This window comes from Streptomyces sp. NPDC102490 (assembly GCF_044765285.1).
Classification (GTDB): Bacteria; Actinomycetota; Actinomycetes; order Streptomycetales; family Streptomycetaceae; genus Streptomyces.
In genome coordinates, this window is the sequence record NZ_JBIWJU010000014.1 from 168275 (window position 1) to 191940 (window position 23666).

A 23666-nucleotide genomic window follows, 5' to 3' on the forward strand; every position below is an offset into this window, starting at 1 on the left:
CGCGCGAGGTCCGGGGCCCGCGGGTCTCCCCGCGGAGAGCGGCTACGCGATACCGTGGCGTTCCTTTTCCCCACATGATCCTCGTGGCCGCTCTGGAGGTTCCGTGGTACAGGCGTACATCCTGATCCAGACGGAGGTCGGCAAGGCGTCGACCGTCGCCGAGACGATCAGCAAGCTTCCTGGGGTGATCCAGGCCGAGGACGTGACAGGACCTTACGACGTCATCGTCCGCGCCCAGTCCGACACCGTCGACGAACTGGGTCGCATGGTGGTCGCCAAGGTCCAGCAAGTGGACGGCATCACCCGCACCCTGACCTGTCCGGTCGTCCATCTCTAGCCCCTCTCCGCCCACGCTCCGCCTGCTGCGCGGTCCGCACGCTCTCGCCCTGTTGATCGCCACAGCGGGCTGCTCCTCAGCAGACGACAGCGAGTCGGCGGCGGTTCCCGGACCGGACGGGAAACCCGCTGATCATACTGCGAGAAGGCGACCCCCGAGGGGATCGCCTTCTCGGCCGCGCACGGGGCGGGTGTGGCGGGGAGGGAGGCGTCAGCGCAGTCCCGTGGGCCGCCGCAGCGCGGCCTGGACCAGCCGGTCCACCAGCTCCGGGTAGCTCACGCCGCTGGCCTGCCACATCTGCGGGTACATGGAGATCGGTGTGAAGCCGGGCATGGTGTTGATCTCGTTGATCACGAACTCGTCGTCCTCGGTGAGGAAGAAGTCCGCGCGCACCAGCCCCTCGCAGGAGGCCGCGTCGAACGCCGCCACGGCGAGGCGCTGGACCTCGGCGGTCTCCTCGGCCGTGAGCGGGGCCGGCACGATACCGGGGGTCGAGTCGATGTACTTGGCCTCGAAGTCGTAGTACGCGTGCTGCGAGGGCGGCGGGATCTCGGCGGGGACGGAGGCCCGGGGGCCGTCCTCGAACTCCAGCACCCCGCACTCGATCTCCCGGCCCCGCAGCGCCGCCTCGACCAGGATCTTCGGGTCGTGGAGCCGGGCCTCGTCGATCGCCTCGTCGAGCCCCGCGAGGCCGTCGACCTTGGTGATGCCGATCGAGGAACCCGCGCGCGCGGGCTTCACGAACAGCGGCCAGCCGTGCTCGCCGGCGAAGTCGACGATCTTCTTGCGGGCGGCGGAACGGTCCTGCTCCCACTCGCGGGGCCGGATCACCACGTAAGGGCCGACCTTCAGCCCGTAGGAGGTGAAGACCGCCTTCATGTACTCCTTGTCCTGGCCGACGGCGGAGGCGAGCACGCCCGCGCCGACGTAGGGCACCCCGGACAGCTCCAGCAGGCCCTGGAGAGTGCCGTCCTCGCCGTAGGGGCCGTGCAGCACGGGGAAGACGACGTCGACCTCGCCCAGCGCCTTGGGCACCGAGCCCGGTTCGCTGTAGACGACCTCACGGCTCGCGGGGTCGACGGGCAGCAGCACGCCGCCCTCGGTCGACTCGGCCAGTTCCTCGACGTCGGGCGTACGGCGTTCGGTGATCGCCATGCGTTCCGGTTCGTCGGCGGTGAGGGCCCAGCGGCCGTCCCTGGTGATGCCGATCGGCAGGACGTCGTAGCGCGTCCGGTCGATGGCCGCGAGGACGGCGCCGGCGGTGACCACGGAGATCCCGTGTTCGGAGCTGCGCCCGCCGAACACGACGGCCACACGCGGCTTGCGGGGCGGCCGCTGAGGGCTCTGCTCGGGGCTCTGGGGGAGGTTCTCGGTGCTCATATCGCGTCGAGAGTACCCGCCCGCGGTGCGGTGAGACAGCGTCGGCGGGCCGCGTGGCGCGCGGGTTCCGCTCCGTCCCCCGAGGGGCTTCGCCCGGCGTCGCTCAGCGTCGTTCGGGCTTCGCGCTGCGCGACATCAGTTCCTTCACGGCGACCACCGGGGACTTGCCCTCGTGCACGATGGCGACGACCGTCTCGGTGATCGGCATGTCGACGCCGTGCCTGCGGGCCAGGTCCAGCACCGACTCGCAGGACTTGACGCCCTCGGCGGTCTGCTTGGTGACCGCGATGGTCTCCTCCAGGGTCATGCCCTTGCCGAGGTTGGTGCCGAAGGTGTGGTTGCGGGACAGCGGCGAGGAGCAGGTCGCGACCAGGTCGCCGAGTCCGGCCAGGCCGGAGAAGGTCAGCGGGTCGGCGCCGAGGGCGACACCGAGGCGGGTGGTCTCGGCGAGGCCGCGGGTGATGAGGGAGCCCTTGGCGTTGTCGCCGAGGCCCATGCCGTCCGCGATGCCGACGGCGAGGCCGATCACGTTCTTCACGGCGCCGCCCAGTTCGCAGCCGACGACGTCGGTGTTGGTGTAGGGGCGGAAGTACGGCGTGTGGCAGGCGGCCTGGAGGCGCTGGGCGACGGACTCGTCGGGGCAGGCGACAACGGCGGCGGCCGGCATGCGGGCGGCGATCTCGCGGGCCAGGTTGGGTCCGGTGACCACGGCGATGCGTTCGGCGCCGACCTTGGCGACGTCCCCGATCACCTCGCTCATCCGCATCGCGGAGCCGAGTTCGACGCCCTTCATCAGCGAGACCAGGACGGTGCCGGGCGCCAGCAGCGGCGTCCAGTCCGCGAGGCCCGCGCGCAGCGTCTGGGAGGGCACGGCGAGGACGGTGAAGTCGGCGTCCCGCGCGGCCTCGGCGGCGTCGGTGGTGGCGCGCAGGTTCTCGGGCAGCTCCACGCCGGGCAGGTAGTCCGGGTTGGTGCGGGTGGAGTTGACGGCGTCGGCGAGCGCGGCGCGGCGTCCCCACAGGGTGACCTCGCAGCCCGCGTCGGCGAGGACGGTGCCGAAGGCGGTGCCCCAGGATCCGGTGCCGAATACGGCCGCCTTGACCGGCTTGCTCACGTGCTCTGCCCTTCTGCCTGCTGTCCCTGGGCCCGTGACCGGGTCGGCTGCGACTGCGACTGTGCCTGCGCCTGTGCCGCCCGCGCCCGTGCCTGCGCCTGGGTGCGGCGCCGCTGCTCGATCCGCTCGCGGCGCGGGTCGTAGGGGGTGTCGGGCGCCTTCTCGCCGCGGATCTCCTCCAGCTGATGGGTGACGGCGGCCATGATGACCTCGGTCGCCTCCTTCAGCAGTTCCGTGGTCATCTCCTTGCCGTAGAACCGCGTCAGGTCGACCGGCGGACCGGCCAGCACCCGGTGGGTCTTGCGCGGCAGGAGGTTCGGCTTCTTGGCGTACGGCGGCAGCAGTTCGTTGCAGCCCCACTGGGCGACCGGGATCACCGGGCACCTGGTCTGGAGGGCGACGCGCGCGGCACCGGTCTTGGCGGTCATCGGCCAGCCGTCCGGGTCGCGGGTGAGGGTGCCCTCGGGGTAGAACGCGACGCACTCGCCGCGCTCCACGGCGTCGATCGCGGCGCGGAAGGCGCTCAGCGCGTCGGTGCTCTCGCGGTAGACGGGGATCTGTCCGGTCCCCCGCATCGCGGCGCCGACGAAGCCCTTCTTGAAAAGGCCGCTCTTCGCCAGGAATCGCGGGACGCGTCCGGTGTTGTACTGGTAGTGCGCGTACGCGAAGGGGTCGACGTGCGAATTGTGGTTCACGGCGGTGATAAATCCGCCCTCGGCCGGAATGTTCTCCATTCCCCGCCAGTCCCGCTTGATCAGTACCACCAGCGGCGGTTTGCAGATCACCGCGGCCAAGCGGTACCAGAAGCCGATTCTGCGGCGGGGCACGCGGACACCTTTCCTCCAGGGCCTGGGGCCGGACAAGTGTCGCCCCGGGCCGCCCGTCTGTCGAGAACACCGTACGCCCCGAAGAGTGAACCGCCAGGTCTCGCAGGTGACAATGACGGCGACGAGAGAAGGACGGAACGCTCGTGCAGTGGACCTTGGTCGTACCCGTGAAGCCCCTTGCCCGGGCCAAGAGCAGGCTGTCGGACACCGCGGACGACGGGGTGCGGCCGGGACTCGCGCTGGCGTTCGCACAGGACACCGTGGCAGCCGCGCTGGCCTGCCCGGCGGTCGCGGATGTGGCAGTCGTCACGGACGACGCGCGGGCCGGACGGGAGCTGGCGGCGCTCGGCGCGGGCATCGTCGCGGACGAGCCGGGCGGCGGTCTGAACGCCGCGCTGGCGCACGGCGCCGCCGTGGTACGGGCGGCCCGGCCCAAAAGCCCGGTGGCCGCGCTCAACGCCGATCTCCCCGCCCTGCGGCCGGCCGAATTGGCGCGGGTACTGGCCGCGGCCGCGCAATTCCCGCGGGCTTTTCTCCCGGACGCGGCCGGAATCGGCACCACCTTGCTGACCGCGGCACCGGGCCGGGAATTGGCCCCCGCATTCGGTACGGATTCACGGGCCCGCCACCGGGCGTCCGGCGCGGTGGAACTGCGTCCCGGCGCGGTGGATTCCGTACGGCAGGACGTCGACACCGGCGGTGATCTCCGCACCGCGCTGGCGCTCGGAGTGGGGCCCCATACGGCCGCGGTGGCGGCGCGGCTGCTGATCGCCGGGCAGTAGGCTGCCGGCATGCAGGCGACCGCGTACACGTACGACCCCGAAAGCCGCAGCGGGCAGGTGCTGCTCGACGACGGCACGCCCGTGCCCTTCGACGCCGCGGCCTTCGACGCGGGGGGCCTGCGGCTGCTGCGGCCCGGGCAGCGGGTGCGCATCGAGACCGAGGACACGGGAACCGAGGACACGGAGACGGGTTCGGGCGCGGGCCGCCGGATCACGCTGGTGACGTTGCAGACGTTCTGATCCGCGGGGCCTCCCGCCGGGTCCCGGACACGCCGCGGGCCGGACTCCCGAGGGAGTCCGGCCCGGCGCGTGAGTGCCCTGTGCCCGTTCGCCCGCTGTCGCGGGTCCCGCCTGCCGCTACTTCTTGCGGGCGGTGGCCTTCTTGGCGGTGGTCTTGCGAGCCGTCGACTTCTTGGCCGGGGCCTTCTTGGCGGTCGCCTTTTTCGCGGGGGCCTTCTTGGCGGCGGTCTTCTTCGCGGCCGCCGTGGTGGTCTTGGCCGCGGACTTCTTGGCGGTGGTCTTCTTCGCCGTCGTCTGCGCCGCTCCGGTGGTCTTCTTCGCGGTGGTCTTCTTCGCCGCCGCGGACGTCTTCTTGGCCGCGCCCGTGGTCTTCTTCGCGGCGCCCGTGGCCTTCTTCGCGGCGGCCTTCTTGCCTGCGGCCTTGGAGATGGTGGGCGCCGGGCCGGACAGGCTGCCCTTGGGGGCCTTCTTGACCGCGATGTCGTTCTTCGGAAGCTTCTTCGAGCCGCTCACCAGGTCCTTGAAGCCCTGGCCCGCGCGGAAGCGCGGCACGGAGGTCTTCTTGACCCGAACCCGCTCGCCCGTCTGAGGGTTGCGGGCGTACCGGGCGGGGCGGTCGACCTTCTCGAAGGAACCGAAGCCGGTGACCGAGACCCGGTCGCCCGCGACGACGGCACGGACGAGGGCGTCCAGGACCGCGTCGACCGCGTCGGCGGCCTGCTGCCGACCACCCAGCTTGTCGGCAATCGCTTCTACGAGCTGCGCCTTGTTCACGTCTTCCCCTTCGGAGACATCGCCAGAACGAATGTGTTCAAGCTTTTTCGCACGTTAGGCAGATATATACCGCAAATCAAACACGAAACGGGCTAATCACCCTTGTGCCGCAACGGACTCGGGCCGTCCTGGCCGGTTCAGCCTTCCTCTTCGGGGAATCGACCCGCGTCGAGGTCGGCGGTGAACCGATCCAGGCGTCTTGCCGCACCGGCGAGATCGTGTTTGGCCGCGGCCGTAATGACCAGCAGCTTCCGGGTCAGCGCCATCCGTACGCCCTCCGGGACTTGCAGTGCGCGCACTCTTGTGTGCGCTTCCTTGAGCCGGACCGCGACCGCCGTATAGAGCTCGAGTTGGCCGTCGTGTTCCATGCACAGATTGTGCCATCTGGGGCGAGTTGTCGCCTGCGCAGGGGGCAACTGCCGCCTCGAACGGCCTTCCCGGCGCACTCGCAAGCCGCTTCTCCACCCCCTGCGTACCCCGGCAACCACGCCTCTAACGTGGGAAGTTGCGCGTCACATCGGTCTCGGGCGGGGGCGGGCGGAAGCAAAAACGGCCGTACCCCCGATCGGGCTGATCGGGGGTACGGCGGGGATGTCGGGTGGCCGAAACTCGACCTTGCGGAGCCCCGGGGAGGCTCGCGCGGGCTCCGGGTGATCAGACCTGGACGGTCTGCGGCTTGAACGACGGGCGCTTCGCCTCGTACGCGGCGATCTCCGCCTCGTTCTGGAGGGTGATCGAGATGTCGTCCAGCCCGTTCAGCAGCCGCCAGCGGGAGTTCTCGTCCAGCTCGAAGGAGGCGGTGATGCCCTCGGCGCGGACCTCGCGGGCCTCCAGGTCGACGGTGACCTCGGCCTGCGGGTCCCGCTCCACCAGCTCCCACAGCGCGTCCACGATCTTCTGGTCGAGGACCACCGTGAGCAGGCCGTTCTTCAGCGAGTTGCCGCGGAAGATGTCGGCGAAGCGGGAGGAGATGACGGCCTTGAAGCCGTAGTTCTGCAAGGCCCAGACGGCGTGCTCGCGGGAGGAGCCGGTGCCGAAGTCGGGGCCGGCGACCAGGACGGTGGCGCCAGCGCGCTCGGGCCGGTTGAGCACGAACTCCGGGTCCTTGCGCCAGGCCTCGAAGAGCCCGTCCTCGAACCCGTCCCGGGTCACCTTCTTGAGCCAGTGGGCGGGGATGATCTGGTCGGTGTCGACGTTGCTGCGGCGCAGCGGGACGGCCCGGCCGGTGTGCTTGGTGAACGCTTCCATGGCTCTCAGACTCCAGCGGGCGTGGGGACGTCGGCGGCGGACAGGTCGGCCGGGGAGGCCAGGTGGCCCAGGACCGCCGTCGCGGCCGCGACCTGCGGCGACACCAGGTGGGTGCGGCCGCCCTTGCCCTGGCGCCCCTCGAAGTTGCGGTTGGAGGTGGACGCGGAGCGCTCACCCGGGGCCAGCTGGTCCGGGTTCATGCCCAGGCACATCGAGCAGCCCGCGTGCCGCCATTCGGCGCCGGCCTCCTTGAAGACCACGTCCAGTCCCTCGGAGACGGCCTGGAGTCCGACCCGCGCGGAGCCCGGGACGACCAGCATGCGTACGCCGTCGGCGACTTTGCGGTCCCGGACGATCTCGGCGGCGGCGCGCAGGTCCTCGATGCGGCCGTTGGTGCAGGAACCTACGAAGACGGTGTCCACCGCGATGGAGCGCAGCGGCTGCCCCGCCTCCAAGCCCATGTACTCCAGGGCCTTTTCGGCGGCGAAGCGCTCCGAGGCGTCCTCGTACGAGGCCGGGTCGGGGACGGCGGCGGAAAGCGGCGCGCCCTGGCCGGGGTTGGTGCCCCAGGTGACGAACGGCGCCAGCTCGGCGGCCTCGATGACCACCTCGGCGTCGAACTCGGCGTCGTCGTCCGTACGCAGCGTCTTCCAGTACTCGACCGCCGCGTCCCAGTCGGCGCCCTCGGGGGCGTGCGGGCGGCCCTGGAGGTAGGCGAAGGTGGTCTCGTCGGGTGCGATCATGCCCGCGCGGGCGCCGGCCTCGATCGACATGTTGCAGATGGTCATGCGGGCCTCCATCGAGAGCTTCTCGATGGCCTCGCCGCGGTACTCCAGGATGTAGCCCTGGCCGCCGCCGGTGCCGATCCTCGCGATGATCGCCAGGATCAGGTCCTTGGCCGTGACGCCGTCGGGCAGTTCGCCGTTGACGGTGATCGCCATGGTCTTCGGGCGGGCCATGGGCAGCGTCTGGGTGGCCAGCACGTGCTCGACCTGGGAGGTGCCGATGCCGAACGCCAGCGCGCCGAAGGCGCCGTGCGTCGAGGTGTGCGAGTCGCCGCAGACCACGGTGGTGCCCGGCTGGGTCAGGCCCAGCTGGGGGCCGACGACGTGCACGACGCCCTGCTCCACGTCGCCCAGCGGGTGCAGCCGGACGCCGAAGTCCGCGCAGTTCTTGCGCAGCGTCTCCAGCTGGACCCGGGAGACCGGGTCCGCGATGGGCTTGTCGATGTCGAGCGTGGGGGTGTTGTGATCCTCGGTGGCGATGGTCAGGTCGAGCCGGCGCACCGGGCGGCCGCTCTTGCGGAGGCCGTCGAAGGCCTGCGGGCTGGTCACCTCGTGCAGCAGGTGCAGATCGATGAAGAGGAGGTCGGGCTCGCCCTCGGCGCGCCGGACGACGTGGTCGTCCCAGACCTTCTCCGCGAGTGTCCTACCCATCGCTTTCCCTCCGGCCGGCGACAACGCGCCGACCCAACTAGAGATCTTGGGGAAGCGGTGCCCGCACCCCTGTTTCCGGGCAACCGCCACCAGGCCCTTTCGTCACGGGCCGCTGTGACTTCCTGCCATCAAGAGTGGCGGGTTCCACGGAAAATTGAACTTGCGTTTCACAGAGTGAGACGGGAGTATCGTTTCATGGACAACAGTAGCGGCGTCGGCGTTCTGGACAAGGCGGCCCTCGTCCTGAGCGCTCTGGAGTCCGGTCCGGCCACCCTCGCGGGGTTGGTCGCTGCGACCGGACTGGCACGACCCACGGCCCACCGCCTGGCCGTGGCGCTGGAACACCACCGTATGGTGGCGCGCGACATGCAGGGCCGTTTCATTCTCGGCCCGCGCCTGGCCGAACTGGCCGCGGCGGCCGGCGAGGACCGCCTGCTCGCCACGGCGGGCCCGGTGCTCACGCACCTGCGCGACGTCACGGGCGAGAGCGCCCAGCTCTACCGCCGCCAAGGCGACATGCGTATCTGCGTGGCCGCGGCCGAGCGTCTGTCCGGCCTGCGGGACACGGTCCCGGTCGGCTCCACGCTCACCATGAAGGCCGGTTCCTCGGCGCAGATCCTGATGGCCTGGGAGGAGCCGGAGCGCCTCCACCGCGGCCTCCAGGGCGCCCGCTTCACGGCGACGGCGCTGTCCGGAGTGCGCCGCCGGGGCTGGGCCCAGTCCATCGGCGAGCGGGAGCCCGGCGTCGCGTCCGTCTCCGCGCCGGTGCGCGGCCCCTCCAACCGCGTGGTGGCCGCCGTGTCCGTCTCCGGGCCCATCGAGCGCCTCACCCGCCACCCCGGCCGCATGCACGCGCAGGCGATCATCGACGCCGCCGGCCGCCTCTCCGAGGCGCTGCGCCGCAACGGCTGACCACCGCAGGACACCTCTGACCGGTCAACGGGCCCGCCTCAACGCCGCGGCGGGCCCCGCGCCGTCTCAGACCCCGTCCCCGCCCGGGACGCTCTCCAGCGCCGTGCGACGCGGAACTGATGGCATGCATGCCGAAGGGGGCTCCCGCTTCAGCGGGAGCCCCCTTGGGACTCGCGTACCCCCGACCGGATTCGAACCGGCGCTACCGCCTTGAGAGGGCGGCGTGCTAGGCCGCTACACAACGGGGGCGTGGATCTCGCAGGCGTTCGATGTCGCATCGCCGCAGATCCGAGCTGGTCTACCAGGACTCGAACCTAGACTAACTGAACCAGAATCAGTCGTGCTGCCAATTACACCATAGACCAATGTGGTTTAGACCAGTTCGTACCCCCGACCGGATTCGAACCGGCGCTACCGCCTTGAGAGGGCGGCGTGCTAGGCCGCTACACAACGGGGGCCCTAGCGATCCTGCATCGAGAACAGTGGGAGCGACCCGAACTGTCCTCGCGGGAAGGATCTGTACCCCCGACCGGATTCGAACCGGCGCTACCGCCTTGAGAGGGCGGCGTGCTAGGCCGCTACACAACGGGGGCTTTGCGGATGTGCTCCGCGGCGCAGATAAGCTCTGCGAGCTGGCCTACCAGGACTCGAACCTAGACTAACTGAACCAGAATCAGTCGTGCTGCCAATTACACCATAGGCCACTGGAACGCAAGCCCCGGAGGGGTTCTTGTTCTAGCGTTGCGCTTCCGGTTCCCGGCCCTTCGGCCCGCTCTCCGGCGGCGCAGGAAGAACATTACCCGAAGGTGGACGGGGCTCCAAAACGGGTATCGCCGCCGAGGAGCGCGGGAAGTTCGGAGAGCGAGGCGATGCGGCGCGGTCCGGCCGGCGGGTCGACGGTGGCGTACATCCCGCCGCGGTCGATCCACACGGAGAGCAGCCCGGCGTCGGCGGCACCGCGTCCGTCGATCTCCGGGTGGTCGCCGACGTAGGCGACTTCGTCCGGACCGAGGGCGAGGGCGTCGCAGGCGGCGAGGAAGGCCCCGGCCTCCGGCTTGGAGACGCCCAGCTCGGCGGCGCACAGGATGGCCTCGAAGCGGTCGTGCACACCGAGGACGCGCAGCTTGCGGTCCTGGACGGTGAGACTGGAGTTGGAGAGCACGGCGTGCCGGTGGCTGTCGGCGAGGGCGTCCAGGACGGGCATCACGTCCGGGAAGAGGGACCAGGCGGCCTCGTAGTGCGTGACGTACCGCTGGAACCAGTCGTCGGCCTCGGCGTCCGTCAGCTCCGGCCGGCCCAGGAAGACCCGGGTGCGGTCGCGCCGCTGTGTGACGAAGTCCACCTCGCCCGCCGAGAAGCGCGCCCACTGCTGGTCGGTGATCTCCCGCCAGCGCACGAGGGCCTCGTCGGCCGATCCGTATCCGGCGAGCAGCCCCTCGGCGACCAGATGGGCGCGCATGCCCTCGCGGTCGGCGGTGGTGTAGTCGAAGAGGGTGTCGTCGACGTCCCAGACCACGGCGCGAATGCTCATGATCCGACGGTAACGCCGGGACACCGGCCGTGTCCGCCGTACGCCCGAGGGGCGGCCCCGGGGAGTCCGGGAGCCGCCCCTCGGGCGCGCGCGTGTGGTTACGCGGCCAGCCGTGCCAGCGCCGCGTCGATGCGGGTCAGTGCCTTCTCCTTGCCCAGAACCTCCAGGGACTCGAAGAGGGGCAGGCCGACGGTGCGGCCGGTGACGGCGACCCGGACGGGCGCCTGGGCCTTGCCGAGCTTGAGGCCGTGGGCCTCGCCGGCGGCCAGGACGGCCTCCTTGAGGGACTCGGGCGACGTCCAGTCGGCGGCGTCCAGCTTCTCGCGGGCCGTGCGCAGCAGGGCGTCCGAGCCCTCCTTCATCGCCTTCGTCCAGCTCGCCTCGTCGAAGACCGGCTCCGGCAGGAAGAGGAAGTCGACGTTGTCGGTGATCTCGGAGAGGACCTTCAGGCGGGTCTGCGCGTGCGGCGCGATCGCCTGCCACTTGGCCTCGTCGAAGTCCTCGGGCGCCCAGGGGGCGGCGGGGGCCTTCAGCCAGGGGCGGCAGCGCTCGGTGAAGTCCTTGACCTCGAGGAGCCGGATGTGGTCGGCGTTGATCGCCTCGCACTTCTTCAGGTCGAAGCGCGCCGGGTTCGGGTTCACGGCGGAGATGTCGAAGGCGGCGACCATCTCGTCGATCGTGAAGATGTCCTGGTCGGCGGAGAGCGACCAGCCGAGCAGGGAGAGGTAGTTGAGCAGTCCCTCGGGGAGGAACCCGCGCTCGCGGTAGAGGTTGAGGCTCGACTGCGGGTCGCGCTTGGAGAGCTTCTTGTTGCCCTCGCCCATGACGTACGGGAGGTGGCCGAAGGCGGGGATCTCCTTGGCGACGCCCAGCTCGATCAGCGCCTTGTACAGGGCGATCTGCCGCGGGGTGGAGGAGAGCAGGTCCTCGCCGCGCAGGACGTGGGTGATCTCCATCAGGGCGTCGTCGACCGGGTTGACCAGCGTGTAGAGGGGCGCCCCGTTGGCGCGGACGATGCCGTAGTCCGGGACGTTCTCCGGGAGGTAGGTGATCTCGCCGCGGACCAGGTCCGTGAAGGTGATCGCCTCGTCGGGCATCCGGAAGCGGACGATCGGCTCGCGGCCCTGGGCCTGGTACTCCTCGACCTGCGCGGCGCTCAACTCGCGGCAGTGGCCGTCGTAGCCGGAGGGCTTGCCGGCGGCGCGGGCGGCCTCGCGGCGGGTGTCCAGCTCCTCCTGGGAGCAGTAGCAGCGGTAGGCGTGGCCGGCGTCGAGGAGCTTGGTGGCGACGTCCCGGTAGATGTCCATGCGCTGCGACTGCCGGTACGGCGCGTGCGGGCCGCCGACCTCGGGGCCCTCGTCCCAGTCGAAGCCCAGCCAGCGCATCGAGTCGAGCAGCTGGTCGTACGACTCCTCGGAGTCGCGGGCCGCGTCGGTGTCCTCGATGCGGAAGACCAGCGTGCCCTGGTGGTGACGCGCGAAGGCCCAGTTGAACAGGGCGGTGCGGACCAGGCCCACGTGGGGGTTGCCGGTGGGGGACGGACAGAAACGGACGCGTACGGGGGAGCCGGGTGCGCTAGCCACGCTTGACAACCTTGTTGGTGAGAGTGCCGATGCCTTCGATGGTGACGGCGACCTCGTCGCCGACGTTGAGGGGGCCGACGCCGGCCGGGGTGCCCGTGAGAATCACGTCGCCGGGGAGCAGCGTCATCGCCTCGGAGATGTTGACGATCAGATCCGCGATGGAGTGGATCATCTCGCTGGTGCGGCCGAGCTGCCGCTGGCCGCCGTTGACCGTGAGCTGGATGGTCAGGTCGCCCGCGGTCGCGAGGTCGAGGTCCGTCTCCACCCAGGGGCCGAGCGGGCAGGAGGAGTCGAAGCCCTTGGCCCTGGCCCACTGCTTCTCGCGGCGCTGCACGTCGCGGGCGGTGACGTCGTTGGCGCAGGTGTAGCCGAAGATCACGTCCTGGACGCGCTCGCGCGGGACCTCGCGGCACATGCGGCCGATGACGACGGCCAGTTCGGCCTCGTGGTGCAGTTCCTCGCTGAAGGAGGGGTACTGGATGGCGTCGCCGGGGCCGATCACGGAGGTGGACGGCTTGAAGAAGGCGAACGGGGCGTCGGGCGCCTCGTTGTCGAGTTCCCGGGCGTGCTCGGCGTAGTTGCGGCCGAAGGCGACGACCTTGTTGGGGAGTACCGGCGGCAGGAGCCGCACCTTGCTCAGGGGCACCTTGGTGCCGGAGAGCTCGTAGTCCGCGAACGGGATGCCCTTGATGATGTCGAGGACGAGCTGGTCCGGCTGGTCGCCCTCGACCGCGCCGAAGGCGACGTTCCCGTCGATGGAGAACCTGGCGATGCGCACGGGTTGCTTGGCCCCTTGACTGAGCTGGCTGGAGTCTGACGCTCCAGGCTAACGCGGCGGGCCTGCCCGGCGGATCAGGCCGGAGAAAAGACGCGGTGCCTCACCAGTGCAGGTGAGCGGGGTGTGGCGCGTGCAGATGCAAGGCGGAGAAGGGCGACAGGGCGGAGCCCTGGCAACCGACGACAACGCCGCAGATGTGCGTGCCACACCCCGCGTCTCCGGCATGATCCGCCGGGCAGGCCCTCAAGGGCGCGGGTAGCCGTTGAACGGGCTCCGGGTCGGGGCCGTACTACTCTGCGACCGACGCGGTGACCGGGGCCTCCATCAGGATGGTGCGGCGGGGGTTGGCGGTCTGGGCGGGGAGCTCGACGGCGTGCTCCGGCTGTTCCGGCGTGTGCAGGTCGTCGGCGCCCTCGAGGTGCGCCAGCGTCGTGCGTCGCGGGTTGGCGATCTTGTGGAACATCATCGTCGTCTTCACGGTTGTACGAGGCCCTGTCGTGTCCGGGCGCCCGAGGGGCGGCGAAAGCCCCTGCAAGGGCGCGGGTTGTCGGTTTTGCCTTCTCTGTAAAGCGTCAGGCTAGACACGCCATTCCCCGCCAACCGTGGGGGAGCCCACGATCTGGGTGTGAGTTTGCTCACTTATCAAGGGGCATACCGGTCAATTGCGACGCCGACCTCACTCGGACCAAACAGACATTGCACATCTGAAGCCATCATTCCGCTGCTGATCATGGCGACTGGGACACCCGCCACGCCTCACCGACTCGCGTGCATACGTCCGCTTTACGGGTGATGATCTTCTACGGCTGGTGACCCGCCCCTCACGTGGTGTCACGTATCTCACGGCCTGCCCCACGGGCCTTGTTGGAGATCCTGCACTGTGCTGGAATTCCACGGACCGCCGCGGGATCGAGCCGGCGCACAGGGGGCGCACACCAGCGCCGAGCGGCGGCGAGAAGGGGGAACCAGCGCCGGTCACTCACGACCAACACAGGGGCGAAATTCAGGGCGCCCCTTTGACGCCGACACCGTGCCCAGCCGTTCACGCGGACGGGCGCCTGGTCCAGAGGTTGCGACGCTAGTGCAGGGACGTTTCAAGAGGGATGGCAGCGCTTCGGCGGAGCCGGAGCCGCAGGGCGGGACTGGCCCCAAGGCCGTCAGCTCCTCGCCCCAGCACGCCCAGAACCCGGGCCAGACCCCGCCCGGTGACGGCAAAGAGCGCGCCGGTCAGGCGGGCCCGTCCGCTCCCGGCCAGCAGCCACCCACCAAGTCGGCCAAGGGCGCGACCGGCCCCGGCCCGCGAATAGCCCTGCGCAACTGGCGGATCTCCACCCGTCTGGTCTCGCTGCTGGCGCTTCCGGTGGTCGCGGCGACCTCGCTGGGCGCGCTGCGCATCAACCAGTCGATGGACGACATCCAGCAGCTCGAGAACATGAAGCTGCTGACCGAGATGACCAAGCAGGCCACGGAGCTGGCCGCCGCGCTCCAGGAGGAGCGCGACCAGTCCGCCGGCCCGCTGGCCCACGGCTCGAAGTCCAGCGCGATCGCCGTCAAGGGCGACCGCGAGCAGACCGACCGGGCCCTGAAGAACTTCCTCGACAAGTCCGAGCAGATCGACGCGGCGAGCAAGGACGGCAAGCTCGTCGGCGTCCGGGACAGCCTCGTCGGCATCGCGAGCGACCTGAACGACCTGACCAAGATCCGCAGCACGGCGTACACGGCCGACGACAACTCGACCCAGACCGTCGAGGCCTACCACCGCCTGATCACCCACCTGCTCGACCTCTCGCAGGACATGGCCGAGGCGACCAGCAACCCGGACATGATCCAGCGCACGCGCGCCCTGTCGGCCTTCTCCTCGGCCAAGGAGTACGCGTCGATCCAGCGCGCGGTCCTCGCCGCGGCGCTCCCGGCGAACAACACGGACAAGGGCGACCTCGCCGAGAACGACCGGCTGTACGCCCAGTCCGCGCTCCAGAGCCAGACCTCCGAGCTCCGCAGCTTCACCAGCATCTACGGCGAGGGCGCCGAGGACCTGCTCAAGCCGATCTCCGAGGGCAACCCGGTGATCGAGGCGTCCGACCAGTACGCCGGCCGGGCCCTGAGCAAGACCGACGGCCTGGCGGGCCTGAGGTCCCGGTCCTACCAGGACTGGCTGGACGACAGCTCCACCAAGATCCAGCAGATGAAGAACATCGAGCTGAAGCTGCTGGAGGACATGGAGCAGCAGGCCCGGGAGCTGCGCAACGAGTCCGAGCAAGAGGCCATCATCTCCGGTGTCCTCATCCTGCTGGTGCTCGGCGTCTCCCTGGTCGGCGCGTTCGTCGTGGCCCGGTCCATGATCCGCTCGCTGCGCCGCCTGGAGGACACCGCGACCAAGGTCGCCCAGGACCGCCTGCCCGAGCTGGTCAAGCAGCTCTCGGAGACCGACCCGCAGGACGTCGACACCTCGGTGGAGTCCGTCGGTGTGCACTCCCGGGACGAGATCGGCCGCGTGGCCGCGGCCTTCGACGACGTGCACCGCGAGGCGGTCCGCCTCGCCGCCGAGCAGGCCCTGCTGCGGGGCAACGTCAACGCGATGTTCACCAACCTCTCGCGCCGCTCCCAGGGCCTCATCCAGCGCCAGCTCTCGCTCATCTCCGAACTGGAGTCCCGCGAGGCCGACCCGGACCAGCTGTCCTCGCTGTTCAAGCTCGACCACCTCGCGACGCGCATGCGCCGTAACGGTGAGAACCTCCTCGTCCTCGCCGGTGAGGAGCCGGGCCGGCGCTGGACCCGCCCGGTCCCGCTGGTCGACGTGCTCCGTGCCGCCGCCTCCGAGGTGGAGCAGTACGAGCGCATCGAGCTGGCCTCGGTGCCGACCACCGAGGTCGCCGGCCGCGTGGTCAACGACCTCGTGCACCTGCTCGCCGAGCTGCTGGAGAACGCGACCTCGTTCTCCTCCCCGCAGACCAAGGTCAAGGTCACCGGTCACGCGCTGCCCGACGGCCGCGTGCTGATCGAGATCCACGACACCGGCATCGGTCTCTCGCCGGAGGACCTGGCCGCGATCAACGAGCGGCTCGCCTCGCCGCCCACCGTGGACGTCTCCGTCTCCCGCCGCATGGGTCTGTTCGTGGTCGGCCGCCTCTCGCAGCGCCACGGCATCCGCATCCAGCTCCGCCCGTCCGACTCCGGCGGTACGACCGCGCTGGTCATGCTGCCCGTCGACGTCGCCCAGGGCGGTCGCAAGCCGCAGCCCAAGCAGGGTCAGCCCGGCGCGGGCAACGGCGGTCCGGCCGCCGCGCAGGCCGCCGCCGGTGTCGCGGCTGCCCGCCGCGGCGGACCGGGCGGTGGTGCCCTCGCGGGCGGCGGCGCCTTCGGCGGTGGCGGTGGCGGCGGTGCCCTCGGCACCGGTGCGCCGGGCGGCCGGCTCAGCGCCGGCCAGGGCCCGCGGGCCGCACTGCCCGGACGCGACGCGGGCGGCCGCCCGGGTGCGCCGGGTGGCCCGCGCGGGCCCCAGGCCCCGGGAGCCCCGACGGCTCCGGCGGCTCCGGGCCGGCAGAACCGTCCGGCCCCGGCCGGCGCGGGAGCCGGTGCCGGTCAGGCGCCGGGCGCCCCGCAGGGCCTGCAAGCCGCGGGTATGAACGCGCCGCAGCGCAACGCGCCGGCCAACAACGCCTCGCAGGACCAGGACATGTTCGGCGGCGGCACCCGCACGCCCGCGGCGCCCCCGCAGCGCGCCAAGCGGGGCGGCGGTGACGCCGAGCAGGGCCGTCGTCCCCAGCTGCCGCCGCGCGGCGGTCCGCGGGCCGAGCTGCCCGGCGGCAACCCGCAGCCGCGGGTGCCCAGCTGGAGCGAGGAGAACGCGCAGCCGCCCGTGCCGCGCGCCTCGCTGGACGCCCCGCGCGGCCACGACGAGCCGGACAGCTCCCGCACCGACCGGACGCCGCGCCTCGACGAGCGGCAGGGCCCCGGATCGACCGCGGAGATGCCGGTCGTGCCCCGCTTCGGCGAGCCCCAGTCCCCCGCCGCCACGGCGGAGTTCGCCCGCCCCGACTTCGACGCTCCGGCGCCCCGTCGGGACGAGTCGCAGGACACGGGCCAGTTCGCCCAGCCCGGCCAGAACCAGTACGACGGCCGGAACCAGTACGAGGGCCAGTACGGCCAGGACCAGTACGGGCAGGGTCAGTACGACCAGGGCCAGTACGGCCAGGGCCGGCCGGACCAGGACCAGGGCCAGGACCAGTACGGCCAGGGCCGGTTCGGTCAGGACGCCTCGCAGAACGACCAGTTCGCACGGCCCGAGCCGGCCGCCCCGCAGCAGGGCGGCGGCCCCTTCGTCCGCTCGGACGTCTTCGGCGGGCAGCCCGCCCAGGCGGCCCCGAACGGTGCGGCCCCGGCCGACCGGTTCGCCGGCGCCCAGGGCTACGACAACGGCTCGACCGGGCAGCACGACCTGCCGGGCCGTCAGAACCCGGCGGCCACCGGCCAGTTCGAGCGCCCCCAGGTGGGCGGCACGCAGGGCGGGAACGACTTCGGCGCCCCGCGTCCGCCGGCCCCGCAGCGGCCGGTCGCACCGGAACCCGTGGGCCAGAACACCAACGGCACTCCCCCGCAGCGGCCCGGTGACGGATGGGCGCTGCCCCCGGCCACCGGTCCCGGTGACGGACGTACGCCGCTGTACGACACGCTGGAGACCAACTGGTTCCACGGGGACCGCGAGGCGGAGGCGCCGCAGGCCGCCCCGGCCGCGTCCCCGGAGCCGCAGGCCGCCCAGCCCCAGACCCCGGCGGCCCCCCAGCGGCCGGCCACCTCGGCCTGGCGCAGCTCGCCGAACGACGACCTCGTCCGGCAGGCGGAGCGCGTCAGGCAGCCGGCCGCGGGTGGGGTCACCACCTCCGGCCTCCCGCGCCGGGTCCCCCGGGCCAACCTCGTCCCGGGGACGGCTCAGCAGCAGTCGCACCAGAGCGGTCCGGCGGTTTCGCGCGCGCCCGACGACGTGCGCGGCCGGCTGACCAATCTCCGTCGGGGAATCGCACAGGGCCGTCAGGCCGGTACCAACCAGACCGGCAGCTACCCGCGGCCCACTCACCAGCAGGAGCGTTAGTTGAGCCCGATGAGCCAGGCGGCACAGAACCTCAACTGGTTGATCACGAATTTCGTGGACAACACCCCAGGGGTGTCCCACACCGTCGTCGTGTCCGCCGACGGACTCCTCCTGGCGATGTCGGAGGGCTTCCCTCGCGACCGCGCCGACCAGCTCGCGGCCGTCGCCTCGGGGCTGACCTCACTGACGGCCGGGGCCTCCCGGATCTTCGAGGGCGGCAACGTGGCGCAGACGGTCGTGGAGATGGAGCGGGGGTTCCTGTTCCTCATGTCCGTCTCGGACGGCTCGTCCCTGGCCGTCCTCGCGCACCCGGAGTGCGACATCGGCCTCGTCGGCTACGAGATGGCGCTCCTGGTCGACCGCGCGGGCGCGGTCCTCACACCCGACCTGCGCGCCGAACTACAAGGCAGTCTGCTCCACTGATCGGCCCCGGCACCACCCGTGTTACCAAATCACCGTCCGGCCGCCACAATCCCCCCACCGGCCTCGTCAGACGGCTTGACTGACCGACTTGCTGTCCCGCCCGGAGGATTCATGACCCCGCCCACCGCCTCTCATGATCCGTACGCGGAGCCGTACGAGGACGAGGGCGACCAGCCGCTGGTACGTCCCTACGCGATGACCGGTGGCCGGACCAGGCCGCGCTACCAGCTCGCCATCGAGGCGCTGATCAGTACGACGGCCGACCCGGCAGCGCTCATGGGGCTGCTCCCCGAGCACCAGCGCATCTGCCACCTGTGCCGCGAGGTGAAATCGGTGGCCGAGGTGTCGGCCCTGCTGGCGATGCCGCTCGGTGTGGCGCGGATCCTGGTCGCGGACCTCGCGGAGGCCGGGCTCGTCGCGATCCACCAGCCGGGCGGCGACGAGAACAACGGCGGTGCGCCGGACGTGACACTGCTCGAAAGGGTGCTCAGTGGACTTCGAAAGCTCTGACGGAGGGCGGGCGACCACCTCCGCGAAGATCGTGGTGGCCGGCGGCTTCGGCGTCGGCAAGACCACGTTCGTGGGCGCCGTCTCCGAGATCAACCCCCTGCGCACCGAGGCCGTGATGACCTCGGCCAGCGCCGGGATCGACGACCTCACCCACGCCGGGGACAAGACGACCACGACGGTCGCCATGGACTTCGGCCGCATCACGCTCGACCAGGACCTGATCCTGTACCTGTTCGGCACGCCCGGCCAGGACCGGTTCTGGTTCATGTGGGACGACCTGGTGCGCGGCGCGATCGGCGCGGTCGTGCTGTGCGACACCCGCCGGCTGGCCGACTGCTTCCCGGCCGTCGACTACTTCGAGAACAGCGGTCTGCCGTTCGTCGTCGCGCTCAACGGCTTCGACGGGCAGCAGCCCTACTCCCCGGACGAGGTGCGTGAGGCGCTCCAGATCGGCCCGGACACCCCGATCATCACGACGGACGCGCGGCATCGGGCCGACGCGAAGTCGGCACTGATCACGCTGGTCGAGCACGCGCTGATGGCCCGCCTGCGGTAGGTCCGTCCACCGCCGCAGCCAAGTCGGCAGGCTTCTACGGCACTTGTCGTAGACGAGTCGGAGCCGGCTGTGTCCTTTGACACGGTCGGCTCCGCTGTTCATAACGTTTCGGCAGAGGAATCGGGTGGTACCGACACGCGACGCGGTCAACTGGTCTCGCTGCGCGCACGAACGCCCCGTCTTTTGACGGGCCTCGCTCTTTATGACCGTTTTACGCGGGGCTTACATCACGTGTAACCCCCGCGTTCCACTGTTTGGAAGAGCGCTGGTCGCCGTGCTGGAATGCCAGAACTGCCCCATGGTCGAAGACGTACTCAGCAGTAGCGCGTACTCGATGACTGACGGAGTGGGTTCTGAGACACAGCGGCACGACACAGGTGCCGACCGCCGAGAGGTTGTTGGTCGAGTGAGGCGAAGCAAGAACAGTCCCGAGCCATCGGCCCGGGGCAACTTCACCCCGCCGCCGCGCACAGCGGCGCCCGCCCCCGCCGCCGCGGAACCCAAGGCCGAGCCCGCGCCGAGCGGTGGCCGTTTCACGCCGCGCAACTGGCGGGTGACCACCCGGCTGAACGCGATCCTGCTCATACCCGTGCTGGTCGGCCTCGTCATGGGCGGCTTCCAGGTGAAGAGCTCGATCGACACCTGGCAGGACGCCGAGGACGCCGAGAGCACCGCGCGTCTGGTGCGCGCCTCCCTCGGCTACGCCAACGCCCTCTACAACGAGCGCGACCTCACGGCGGCGCCGCTGCTCCAGGGCAAGGGCGAGAAGGACGCCACCGTCAGCAAGGCCCGCGAGGCCACCGACGACGCGGCCGACGCCTTCGACGAGGCGGCTCAGGGCATGCCCGCCAAGCCGGGTCTGGAGCGCCGGCTGAAGGTCTTCCGCGAGCAGGAGCCCAAGCTCCAGACGCTGCGGGCGGCCGCGTACACCTCCAAGCTCAAGGGTGTGGAGACCGAGGAGGGCTACACCGGCGTCGCTCACCCGCTGATGGAGTTCGCCAACGAGCTGGGCCTGGGCACCGGCAACATCACCTCCTACGGCCGTACCGTCTACGCGATCTCGCTGACGAAGGCGGCGCTCTCGCTGGAGCGTTCCATCGGCATGCACATGCTGGTCAAGCCCGGCCCGGAGCCCAGCCACCTCGCCAGCCAGCGCGTCGCGCTCTCCTCGTACGCCTACCTGGAGCGCATCGCGATCGAGGAGTACATCGGCGGCGGCACCGAGGCGGACGCGCAGAAGCTCGAGGACGCCGAGGCGAAGCTCAAGGAGGACGGCGCGGCCATGGCCAAGGAGGCCAAGGCCAAGGACCCGGACTACGTGCCGCCGCCCTCCGACCCGACGACGATGATCTCGGAGCTGGCCGGACTCGCGTCCACGGACACCAGCGCTCGGGCGGACCTGGCCCAGCAGGGCATCACGCCGGAGAACTGGTGGGCGGTCAACACCCTCAAGTTCGACGCGTACCAGAAGATCGAGTCCGACCTGGCCGACAAGGCGGTGTCCGAGGCGTCCGCGATCGCCGACGACGCCGAGCGCGACGCGTACATCACGGGTGCCGCGGTCGTGATCGCGCTGCTCGCCGCGTTCGTCCTGGCCGGCATGGTGGCCCGCGGGATGAGCCGCTCCATGCGCCAGCTGCGCAACGCCGCCTTCGGCATCGCGGAGCAGCGCCTGCCGATGCTGGTCGACCAGCTCTCCCGCACCGACCCCGGCCGGGTCGACACCCGGGTGCAGCCGATCCCGATCACCTCGACCGACGAGATCGGCGAAGTCGCCCGCGCCTTCGACCAGGTGCACCGCGAGGCGGTCCGGCTCGCCTCCGAGCAGGCGCTGCTGCGGGGCAACATCAACGCGATCTTCACCAACCTGTCGCGCCGCAACCAGTCGCTGATCGAGGGCCAGCTGAGCCTGATCACCGAACTGGAGAACAACGAGGCCGACCCCGACCAGCTGGAGAACCTCTTCCGGCTGGACCACCTCGCCACCCGTATGCGCCGCAACGGCGAGAACCTCCTGGTCCTCGCCGGCGAGGAGCCCGGCCGCCGCTGGGACCAGCCGGTCCCGCTGGTCGACGTGCTGCGCGCCGCCTCCTCCGAGGTGGAGCAGTACGAGCGCATCGAGCTGTCCGGGGTGCCGGAGGCGGAGATCCACGGCCGCGCCGTGACCGACCTCGTGCACCTGCTCGCCGAGCTGCTGGAGAACGCCACCACGTTCTCCTCGCCGCAGACCAAGGTCCGCGTCACCGCGACCCGGCTGCCCGACGGCCGCGTGATGGTGGAGATCCACGACAAGGGCATCGGCCTGACCGCCGAGGACTTCGCGGACATCAACCACAAGCTGGCCAACCCGCCGACCGTGGACGCCGCGATCTCGCAGCGCATGGGCCTGTTCGTGGTCGGCCGGCTGTCCGACCGGCACGGCATCCGCGTCCAGTTGCGCCCCTCCGGCGAGCAGGCGGGCACCACCTCGCTGGTCATGCTGCCGGACGCCATCACCCACGGTGGCGGCGGCGAGCAGCAGCCGCGCGACGAGTTCACCGTCTCGCAGATCATCCCGGAGCAGAACGTCCGGGGCGAGAGCTTCGCGCAGGTCGGCCAGCCCATGCGGACCGCCGCCGAGCTGGGCTTCGACGACAGCCGGTACTCCGAGATCCCGGACGACATACGCGAGCTGGACCCGGTCGGCCGCTCGCTGATGCGCGAGGAGCGCCGCGCGGCCCTGGAGGCCCAGTCGCAGCCGGAGCTGCCGGGCCCGGCGGACCAGGGCGACGGCGGAAACCGCGAGGCCACCGGCTTCCAGGACCAGTTCACCGGTCAGCAGCCCGGGTACGACCAGACCCTCGACGGCTACCGGCAGCAGTCGAACGACGGTTACCAGCAACAGTCCAACGGCGCGTACCAGGAGCAGCCGAACGGCGGGTACCAGGAGCAGCCGAGCGGCGGGTACGACCCGCAGTCGGCGTACGCCGACCAGCAGCAGGGCTACCAGGAACCGCAGCAGGCGGCGTACGGCGAGCAGTACTACGCGCCGAACGACGGTCTGCCGGAGTCCGGGAACTACGCGCCCTTCGAGCAGCGGCGCCACCAGGACGACTGGCCGCAGCAGGACGGATACCAGAACGGGTATCCGGACCAGTACTCCGCGGGTGCTCCTCAGGCGCAATCCGCCCAGGCCGCTGACGTGACCGAGGCGGACCGCGTAGGCTTCGACCGTCCTGGGCCGGCCCCCTCCGCCGCCCACGAGCTGACCGACGCCGGTCTTCCCCGCCGCGGTTCCACCGCGGGCGATGCGGGGCACGTGGGCCAGGAGACGCCGGCCGCCGCACCGGGGGCGGGCGGCGAGGACACCTGGCGGTCGGCCAACGACGACCGCTGGCAGCAGGCCTCGGCGCTGCGCAAACCCAAGGCGGGCGGGGTGACCTCCTCGGGTCTGCCGCGGCGGGTGCCCAAGGCCAACCTGGTCGAGGGCGCGGCCGAGACCACTCCCCAGGGAGGTCCCCAGATCTCCCGCGCTCCGGAGGACGTCCGGGGCAGGCTGAGCAACCTGCGGCGCGGCGTCGAGCGAGGCCGCAACGCAGGCAGTGAAACAAACGGCCAGGACACAAGGAATGAACACCGTGGTCCTGACAGCACCTACAACCAGGAGCGTTAGTGTGAGCCCGATGAGCCAGGCGGCGCAGAACCTGAACTGGTTGATCACCAACTTCGTGGACAACACCCCGGGGGTGTCCCACACGGTGGTGGTCTCCGCCGACGGACTCCTTCTGGCGATGTCCGAAGGGTTCCCTCGCGACCGAGCCGATCAGCTCGCGGCCGTCGCCTCCGGCCTGACCTCGCTGACCGCCGGTGCCTCGCGCATCTTCGAGGGCGGCAGCGTGAACCAGACGGTTGTGGAGATGGAGCGCGGATTCCTCTTCATCATGTCCATCTCCGACGGCTCGTCGCTCGCGGTTCTCGCACACCCCGAGGCGGACATCGGTCTCATTGGGTATGAGATGGCCCTTCTGGTGGACCGTGCGGGCACGGTTTTGACCCCTGATCTGCGGGCCGAGCTCCAAGGGAGCCTTCTCAACTAAAGGACAGACGGTGCGTTTTGGCGTCCCGTGGCCGTAAAGTTTCGGGACGCGGCTCCACAGCGATGGGTGC

21 protein-coding genes and 5 tRNA genes are annotated in these 23666 nt (G+C 70.9%); 10 read left to right on the top strand and 16 right to left on the bottom strand.

Annotated elements, in window-relative coordinates:
- Nucleotides 1-103 precede the first annotated feature (103 nt).
- The gene (locus ACIRGB_RS29995; RefSeq protein ID WP_003973433.1) at nucleotides 104-337 is read left to right on the top strand and encodes an Lrp/AsnC family transcriptional regulator; all 234 of its coding nucleotides are present in this window, start codon (nucleotides 104-106) and stop codon (nucleotides 335-337) included.
- Nucleotides 338-547: 210 nt separating this feature from the next.
- Here ACIRGB_RS29995 and ACIRGB_RS30000 read toward each other — a convergent pair whose 3' ends face one another.
- The 3 genes from ACIRGB_RS30000 to ACIRGB_RS30010 all read right to left on the bottom strand — a co-directional run bounded on the left by ACIRGB_RS30000 (nucleotide 548) and on the right by ACIRGB_RS30010 (nucleotide 3658).
- The gene (locus tag ACIRGB_RS30000; RefSeq protein ID WP_403871671.1) at nucleotides 548-1717 is read right to left on the bottom strand and encodes a D-alanine--D-alanine ligase family protein; all 1170 of its coding nucleotides are present in this window, start codon (nucleotides 1715-1717) and stop codon (nucleotides 548-550) included.
- Nucleotides 1718-1820: 103 nt separating this feature from the next.
- Nucleotides 1821-2831, bottom strand: a complete 1011-nt coding sequence (locus ACIRGB_RS30005) for an NAD(P)H-dependent glycerol-3-phosphate dehydrogenase (RefSeq protein ID WP_403871672.1) — start codon at nucleotides 2829-2831, stop codon at nucleotides 1821-1823.
- A complete protein-coding gene (locus ACIRGB_RS30010) occupies nucleotides 2828-3658 on the bottom strand; it encodes a lysophospholipid acyltransferase family protein (protein WP_403871673.1) in 831 nt (276 codons plus the stop codon). Before ACIRGB_RS30010 ends, ACIRGB_RS30005 begins: the two co-directional genes overlap by 4 nt.
- Nucleotides 3659-3801: 143 nt before the next feature.
- Here ACIRGB_RS30010 and cofC point away from each other — a divergent pair, with 143 nt between their 5' ends.
- The gene (cofC, locus tag ACIRGB_RS30015) at nucleotides 3802-4440 is read left to right on the top strand and encodes a 2-phospho-L-lactate guanylyltransferase (protein ID WP_403871674.1); all 639 of its coding nucleotides are present in this window, start codon (nucleotides 3802-3804) and stop codon (nucleotides 4438-4440) included.
- Nucleotides 4441-4449: 9 nt separating this feature from the next.
- Nucleotides 4450-4680: a hypothetical protein gene (locus ACIRGB_RS30020; RefSeq protein ID WP_403871676.1), complete on the top strand. Its 231-nt coding sequence runs from the start codon at nucleotides 4450-4452 to the stop codon at nucleotides 4678-4680.
- Between the two features lie 117 nt (nucleotides 4681-4797).
- Here ACIRGB_RS30020 and ACIRGB_RS30025 read toward each other — a convergent pair whose 3' ends face one another.
- The 4 genes from ACIRGB_RS30025 to leuC all read right to left on the bottom strand — a co-directional run bounded on the left by ACIRGB_RS30025 (nucleotide 4798) and on the right by leuC (nucleotide 8138).
- Nucleotides 4798-5454, bottom strand: coding sequence for an HU family DNA-binding protein (locus ACIRGB_RS30025; protein WP_403871678.1), 657 nt, complete (start codon nucleotides 5452-5454; stop codon nucleotides 4798-4800).
- A 137-nt stretch (nucleotides 5455-5591) separates the two neighbouring features.
- Nucleotides 5592-5822 (bottom strand): hypothetical protein, encoded by a 231-nt coding sequence (locus tag ACIRGB_RS30030; protein WP_052838413.1) that lies wholly within the window; start codon nucleotides 5820-5822, stop codon nucleotides 5592-5594.
- Nucleotides 5823-6108: 286 nt separating this feature from the next.
- The gene (leuD, locus tag ACIRGB_RS30035) at nucleotides 6109-6702 is read right to left on the bottom strand and encodes a 3-isopropylmalate dehydratase small subunit (RefSeq protein WP_403871680.1); all 594 of its coding nucleotides are present in this window, start codon (nucleotides 6700-6702) and stop codon (nucleotides 6109-6111) included.
- Nucleotides 6703-6707: 5 nt separating this feature from the next.
- A complete protein-coding gene (gene leuC / locus ACIRGB_RS30040; RefSeq protein WP_403871681.1) occupies nucleotides 6708-8138 on the bottom strand; it encodes a 3-isopropylmalate dehydratase large subunit in 1431 nt (476 codons plus the stop codon).
- Nucleotides 8139-8333: 195 nt separating this feature from the next.
- Here leuC and ndgR point away from each other — a divergent pair, with 195 nt between their 5' ends.
- Nucleotides 8334-9050, top strand: a complete 717-nt coding sequence (gene ndgR / locus ACIRGB_RS30045; RefSeq protein ID WP_403871683.1) for an IclR family transcriptional regulator NdgR — start codon at nucleotides 8334-8336, stop codon at nucleotides 9048-9050.
- A 176-nt stretch (nucleotides 9051-9226) separates the two neighbouring features.
- On the opposite strand, the gene ACIRGB_RS30050 is transcribed toward ndgR, so the two are convergent.
- The 9 genes from ACIRGB_RS30050 to ACIRGB_RS30090 form a co-directional block, all read right to left on the bottom strand.
- Nucleotides 9227-9299 (bottom strand) — tRNA-Glu (locus tag ACIRGB_RS30050).
- 44 nt (nucleotides 9300-9343) lie between these two features.
- Nucleotides 9344-9415, bottom strand: a tRNA-Gln gene (locus ACIRGB_RS30055).
- Nucleotides 9416-9435: 20 nt separating this feature from the next.
- Nucleotides 9436-9508: transfer RNA gene (locus ACIRGB_RS30060), tRNA-Glu, on the bottom strand.
- A 62-nt stretch (nucleotides 9509-9570) separates the two neighbouring features.
- Nucleotides 9571-9643: transfer RNA gene (locus tag ACIRGB_RS30065), tRNA-Glu, on the bottom strand.
- A 39-nt stretch (nucleotides 9644-9682) separates the two neighbouring features.
- Nucleotides 9683-9754, bottom strand: a tRNA-Gln gene (locus ACIRGB_RS30070).
- Nucleotides 9755-9846: 92 nt separating this feature from the next.
- Complete coding sequence (locus ACIRGB_RS30075) at nucleotides 9847-10581, bottom strand: HAD family hydrolase (RefSeq protein ID WP_403871685.1); 735 nt, start codon at nucleotides 10579-10581, stop codon at nucleotides 9847-9849.
- 98 nt (nucleotides 10582-10679) lie between these two features.
- A complete protein-coding gene (gene gltX / locus ACIRGB_RS30080; RefSeq protein WP_403871686.1) occupies nucleotides 10680-12164 on the bottom strand; it encodes a glutamate--tRNA ligase in 1485 nt (494 codons plus the stop codon).
- Nucleotides 12157-12942 carry a fumarylacetoacetate hydrolase family protein gene (locus tag ACIRGB_RS30085; protein WP_403871688.1) on the bottom strand — a complete coding sequence of 262 codons (786 nt, stop codon included), beginning with the start codon at nucleotides 12940-12942 and terminating at the stop codon, nucleotides 12157-12159. Before ACIRGB_RS30085 ends, gltX begins: the two co-directional genes overlap by 8 nt.
- Nucleotides 12943-13231: 289 nt before the next feature.
- Nucleotides 13232-13420: a hypothetical protein gene (locus tag ACIRGB_RS30090; protein ID WP_403871690.1), complete on the bottom strand. Its 189-nt coding sequence runs from the start codon at nucleotides 13418-13420 to the stop codon at nucleotides 13232-13234.
- A 603-nt stretch (nucleotides 13421-14023) separates the two neighbouring features.
- Here ACIRGB_RS30090 and ACIRGB_RS30095 point away from each other — a divergent pair.
- From ACIRGB_RS30095 to ACIRGB_RS30120, 6 genes are all read left to right on the top strand, one after another.
- Nucleotides 14024-18031 (top strand): nitrate- and nitrite sensing domain-containing protein, encoded by a 4008-nt coding sequence (locus ACIRGB_RS30095; protein ID WP_403871692.1) that lies wholly within the window; start codon nucleotides 14024-14026, stop codon nucleotides 18029-18031.
- A gap of 9 nt (nucleotides 18032-18040) precedes the next feature.
- Complete coding sequence (locus ACIRGB_RS30100) at nucleotides 18041-18454, top strand: roadblock/LC7 domain-containing protein (RefSeq protein WP_003973453.1); 414 nt, start codon at nucleotides 18041-18043, stop codon at nucleotides 18452-18454.
- Between the two features lie 111 nt (nucleotides 18455-18565).
- A complete protein-coding gene (locus tag ACIRGB_RS30105; RefSeq protein ID WP_003973454.1) occupies nucleotides 18566-18964 on the top strand; it encodes a DUF742 domain-containing protein in 399 nt (132 codons plus the stop codon).
- Nucleotides 18945-19520 (top strand): ATP/GTP-binding protein, encoded by a 576-nt coding sequence (locus ACIRGB_RS30110; RefSeq protein WP_003973455.1) that lies wholly within the window; start codon nucleotides 18945-18947, stop codon nucleotides 19518-19520. The genes ACIRGB_RS30105 and ACIRGB_RS30110 overlap by 20 nt, the downstream gene beginning before the upstream one ends.
- Nucleotides 19521-19926: 406 nt before the next feature.
- Entirely contained in the window at nucleotides 19927-23172 is a 3246-nt protein-coding gene (locus ACIRGB_RS30115; protein WP_403871694.1) for a nitrate- and nitrite sensing domain-containing protein, read from the top strand.
- Between the two features lie 10 nt (nucleotides 23173-23182).
- The gene (locus ACIRGB_RS30120) at nucleotides 23183-23596 is read left to right on the top strand and encodes a roadblock/LC7 domain-containing protein (protein WP_004983065.1); all 414 of its coding nucleotides are present in this window, start codon (nucleotides 23183-23185) and stop codon (nucleotides 23594-23596) included.
- Nucleotides 23597-23666 lie beyond the last annotated feature (70 nt).

Coding starts and splice junctions, on each gene's coding strand:
- ACIRGB_RS30020 (WP_403871676.1), top strand. CDS start 4,450: ATGCAGGCGACCGCGTACACGTACGACCCCGAAAGCCGCAGCGGGCAG.
- leuD (WP_403871680.1), bottom strand. CDS start 6,702: ATGGAAGCGTTCACCAAGCACACCGGCCGGGCCGTCCCGCTGCGCCGC.
- ACIRGB_RS30120 (WP_004983065.1), top strand. CDS start 23,183: ATGAGCCAGGCGGCGCAGAACCTGAACTGGTTGATCACCAACTTCGTG.
- ACIRGB_RS30000 (WP_403871671.1), bottom strand. CDS start 1,717: ATGAGCACCGAGAACCTCCCCCAGAGCCCCGAGCAGAGCCCTCAGCGG.
- ACIRGB_RS30075 (WP_403871685.1), bottom strand. CDS start 10,581: ATGAGCATTCGCGCCGTGGTCTGGGACGTCGACGACACCCTCTTCGAC.
- leuC (WP_403871681.1), bottom strand. CDS start 8,138: ATGGGTAGGACACTCGCGGAGAAGGTCTGGGACGACCACGTCGTCCGG.
- ACIRGB_RS30105 (WP_003973454.1), top strand. CDS start 18,566: ATGACCCCGCCCACCGCCTCTCATGATCCGTACGCGGAGCCGTACGAG.
- ACIRGB_RS30100 (WP_003973453.1), top strand. CDS start 18,041: ATGAGCCAGGCGGCACAGAACCTCAACTGGTTGATCACGAATTTCGTG.
- ndgR (WP_403871683.1), top strand. CDS start 8,334: ATGGACAACAGTAGCGGCGTCGGCGTTCTGGACAAGGCGGCCCTCGTC.
- ACIRGB_RS30030 (WP_052838413.1), bottom strand. CDS start 5,822: ATGGAACACGACGGCCAACTCGAGCTCTATACGGCGGTCGCGGTCCGG.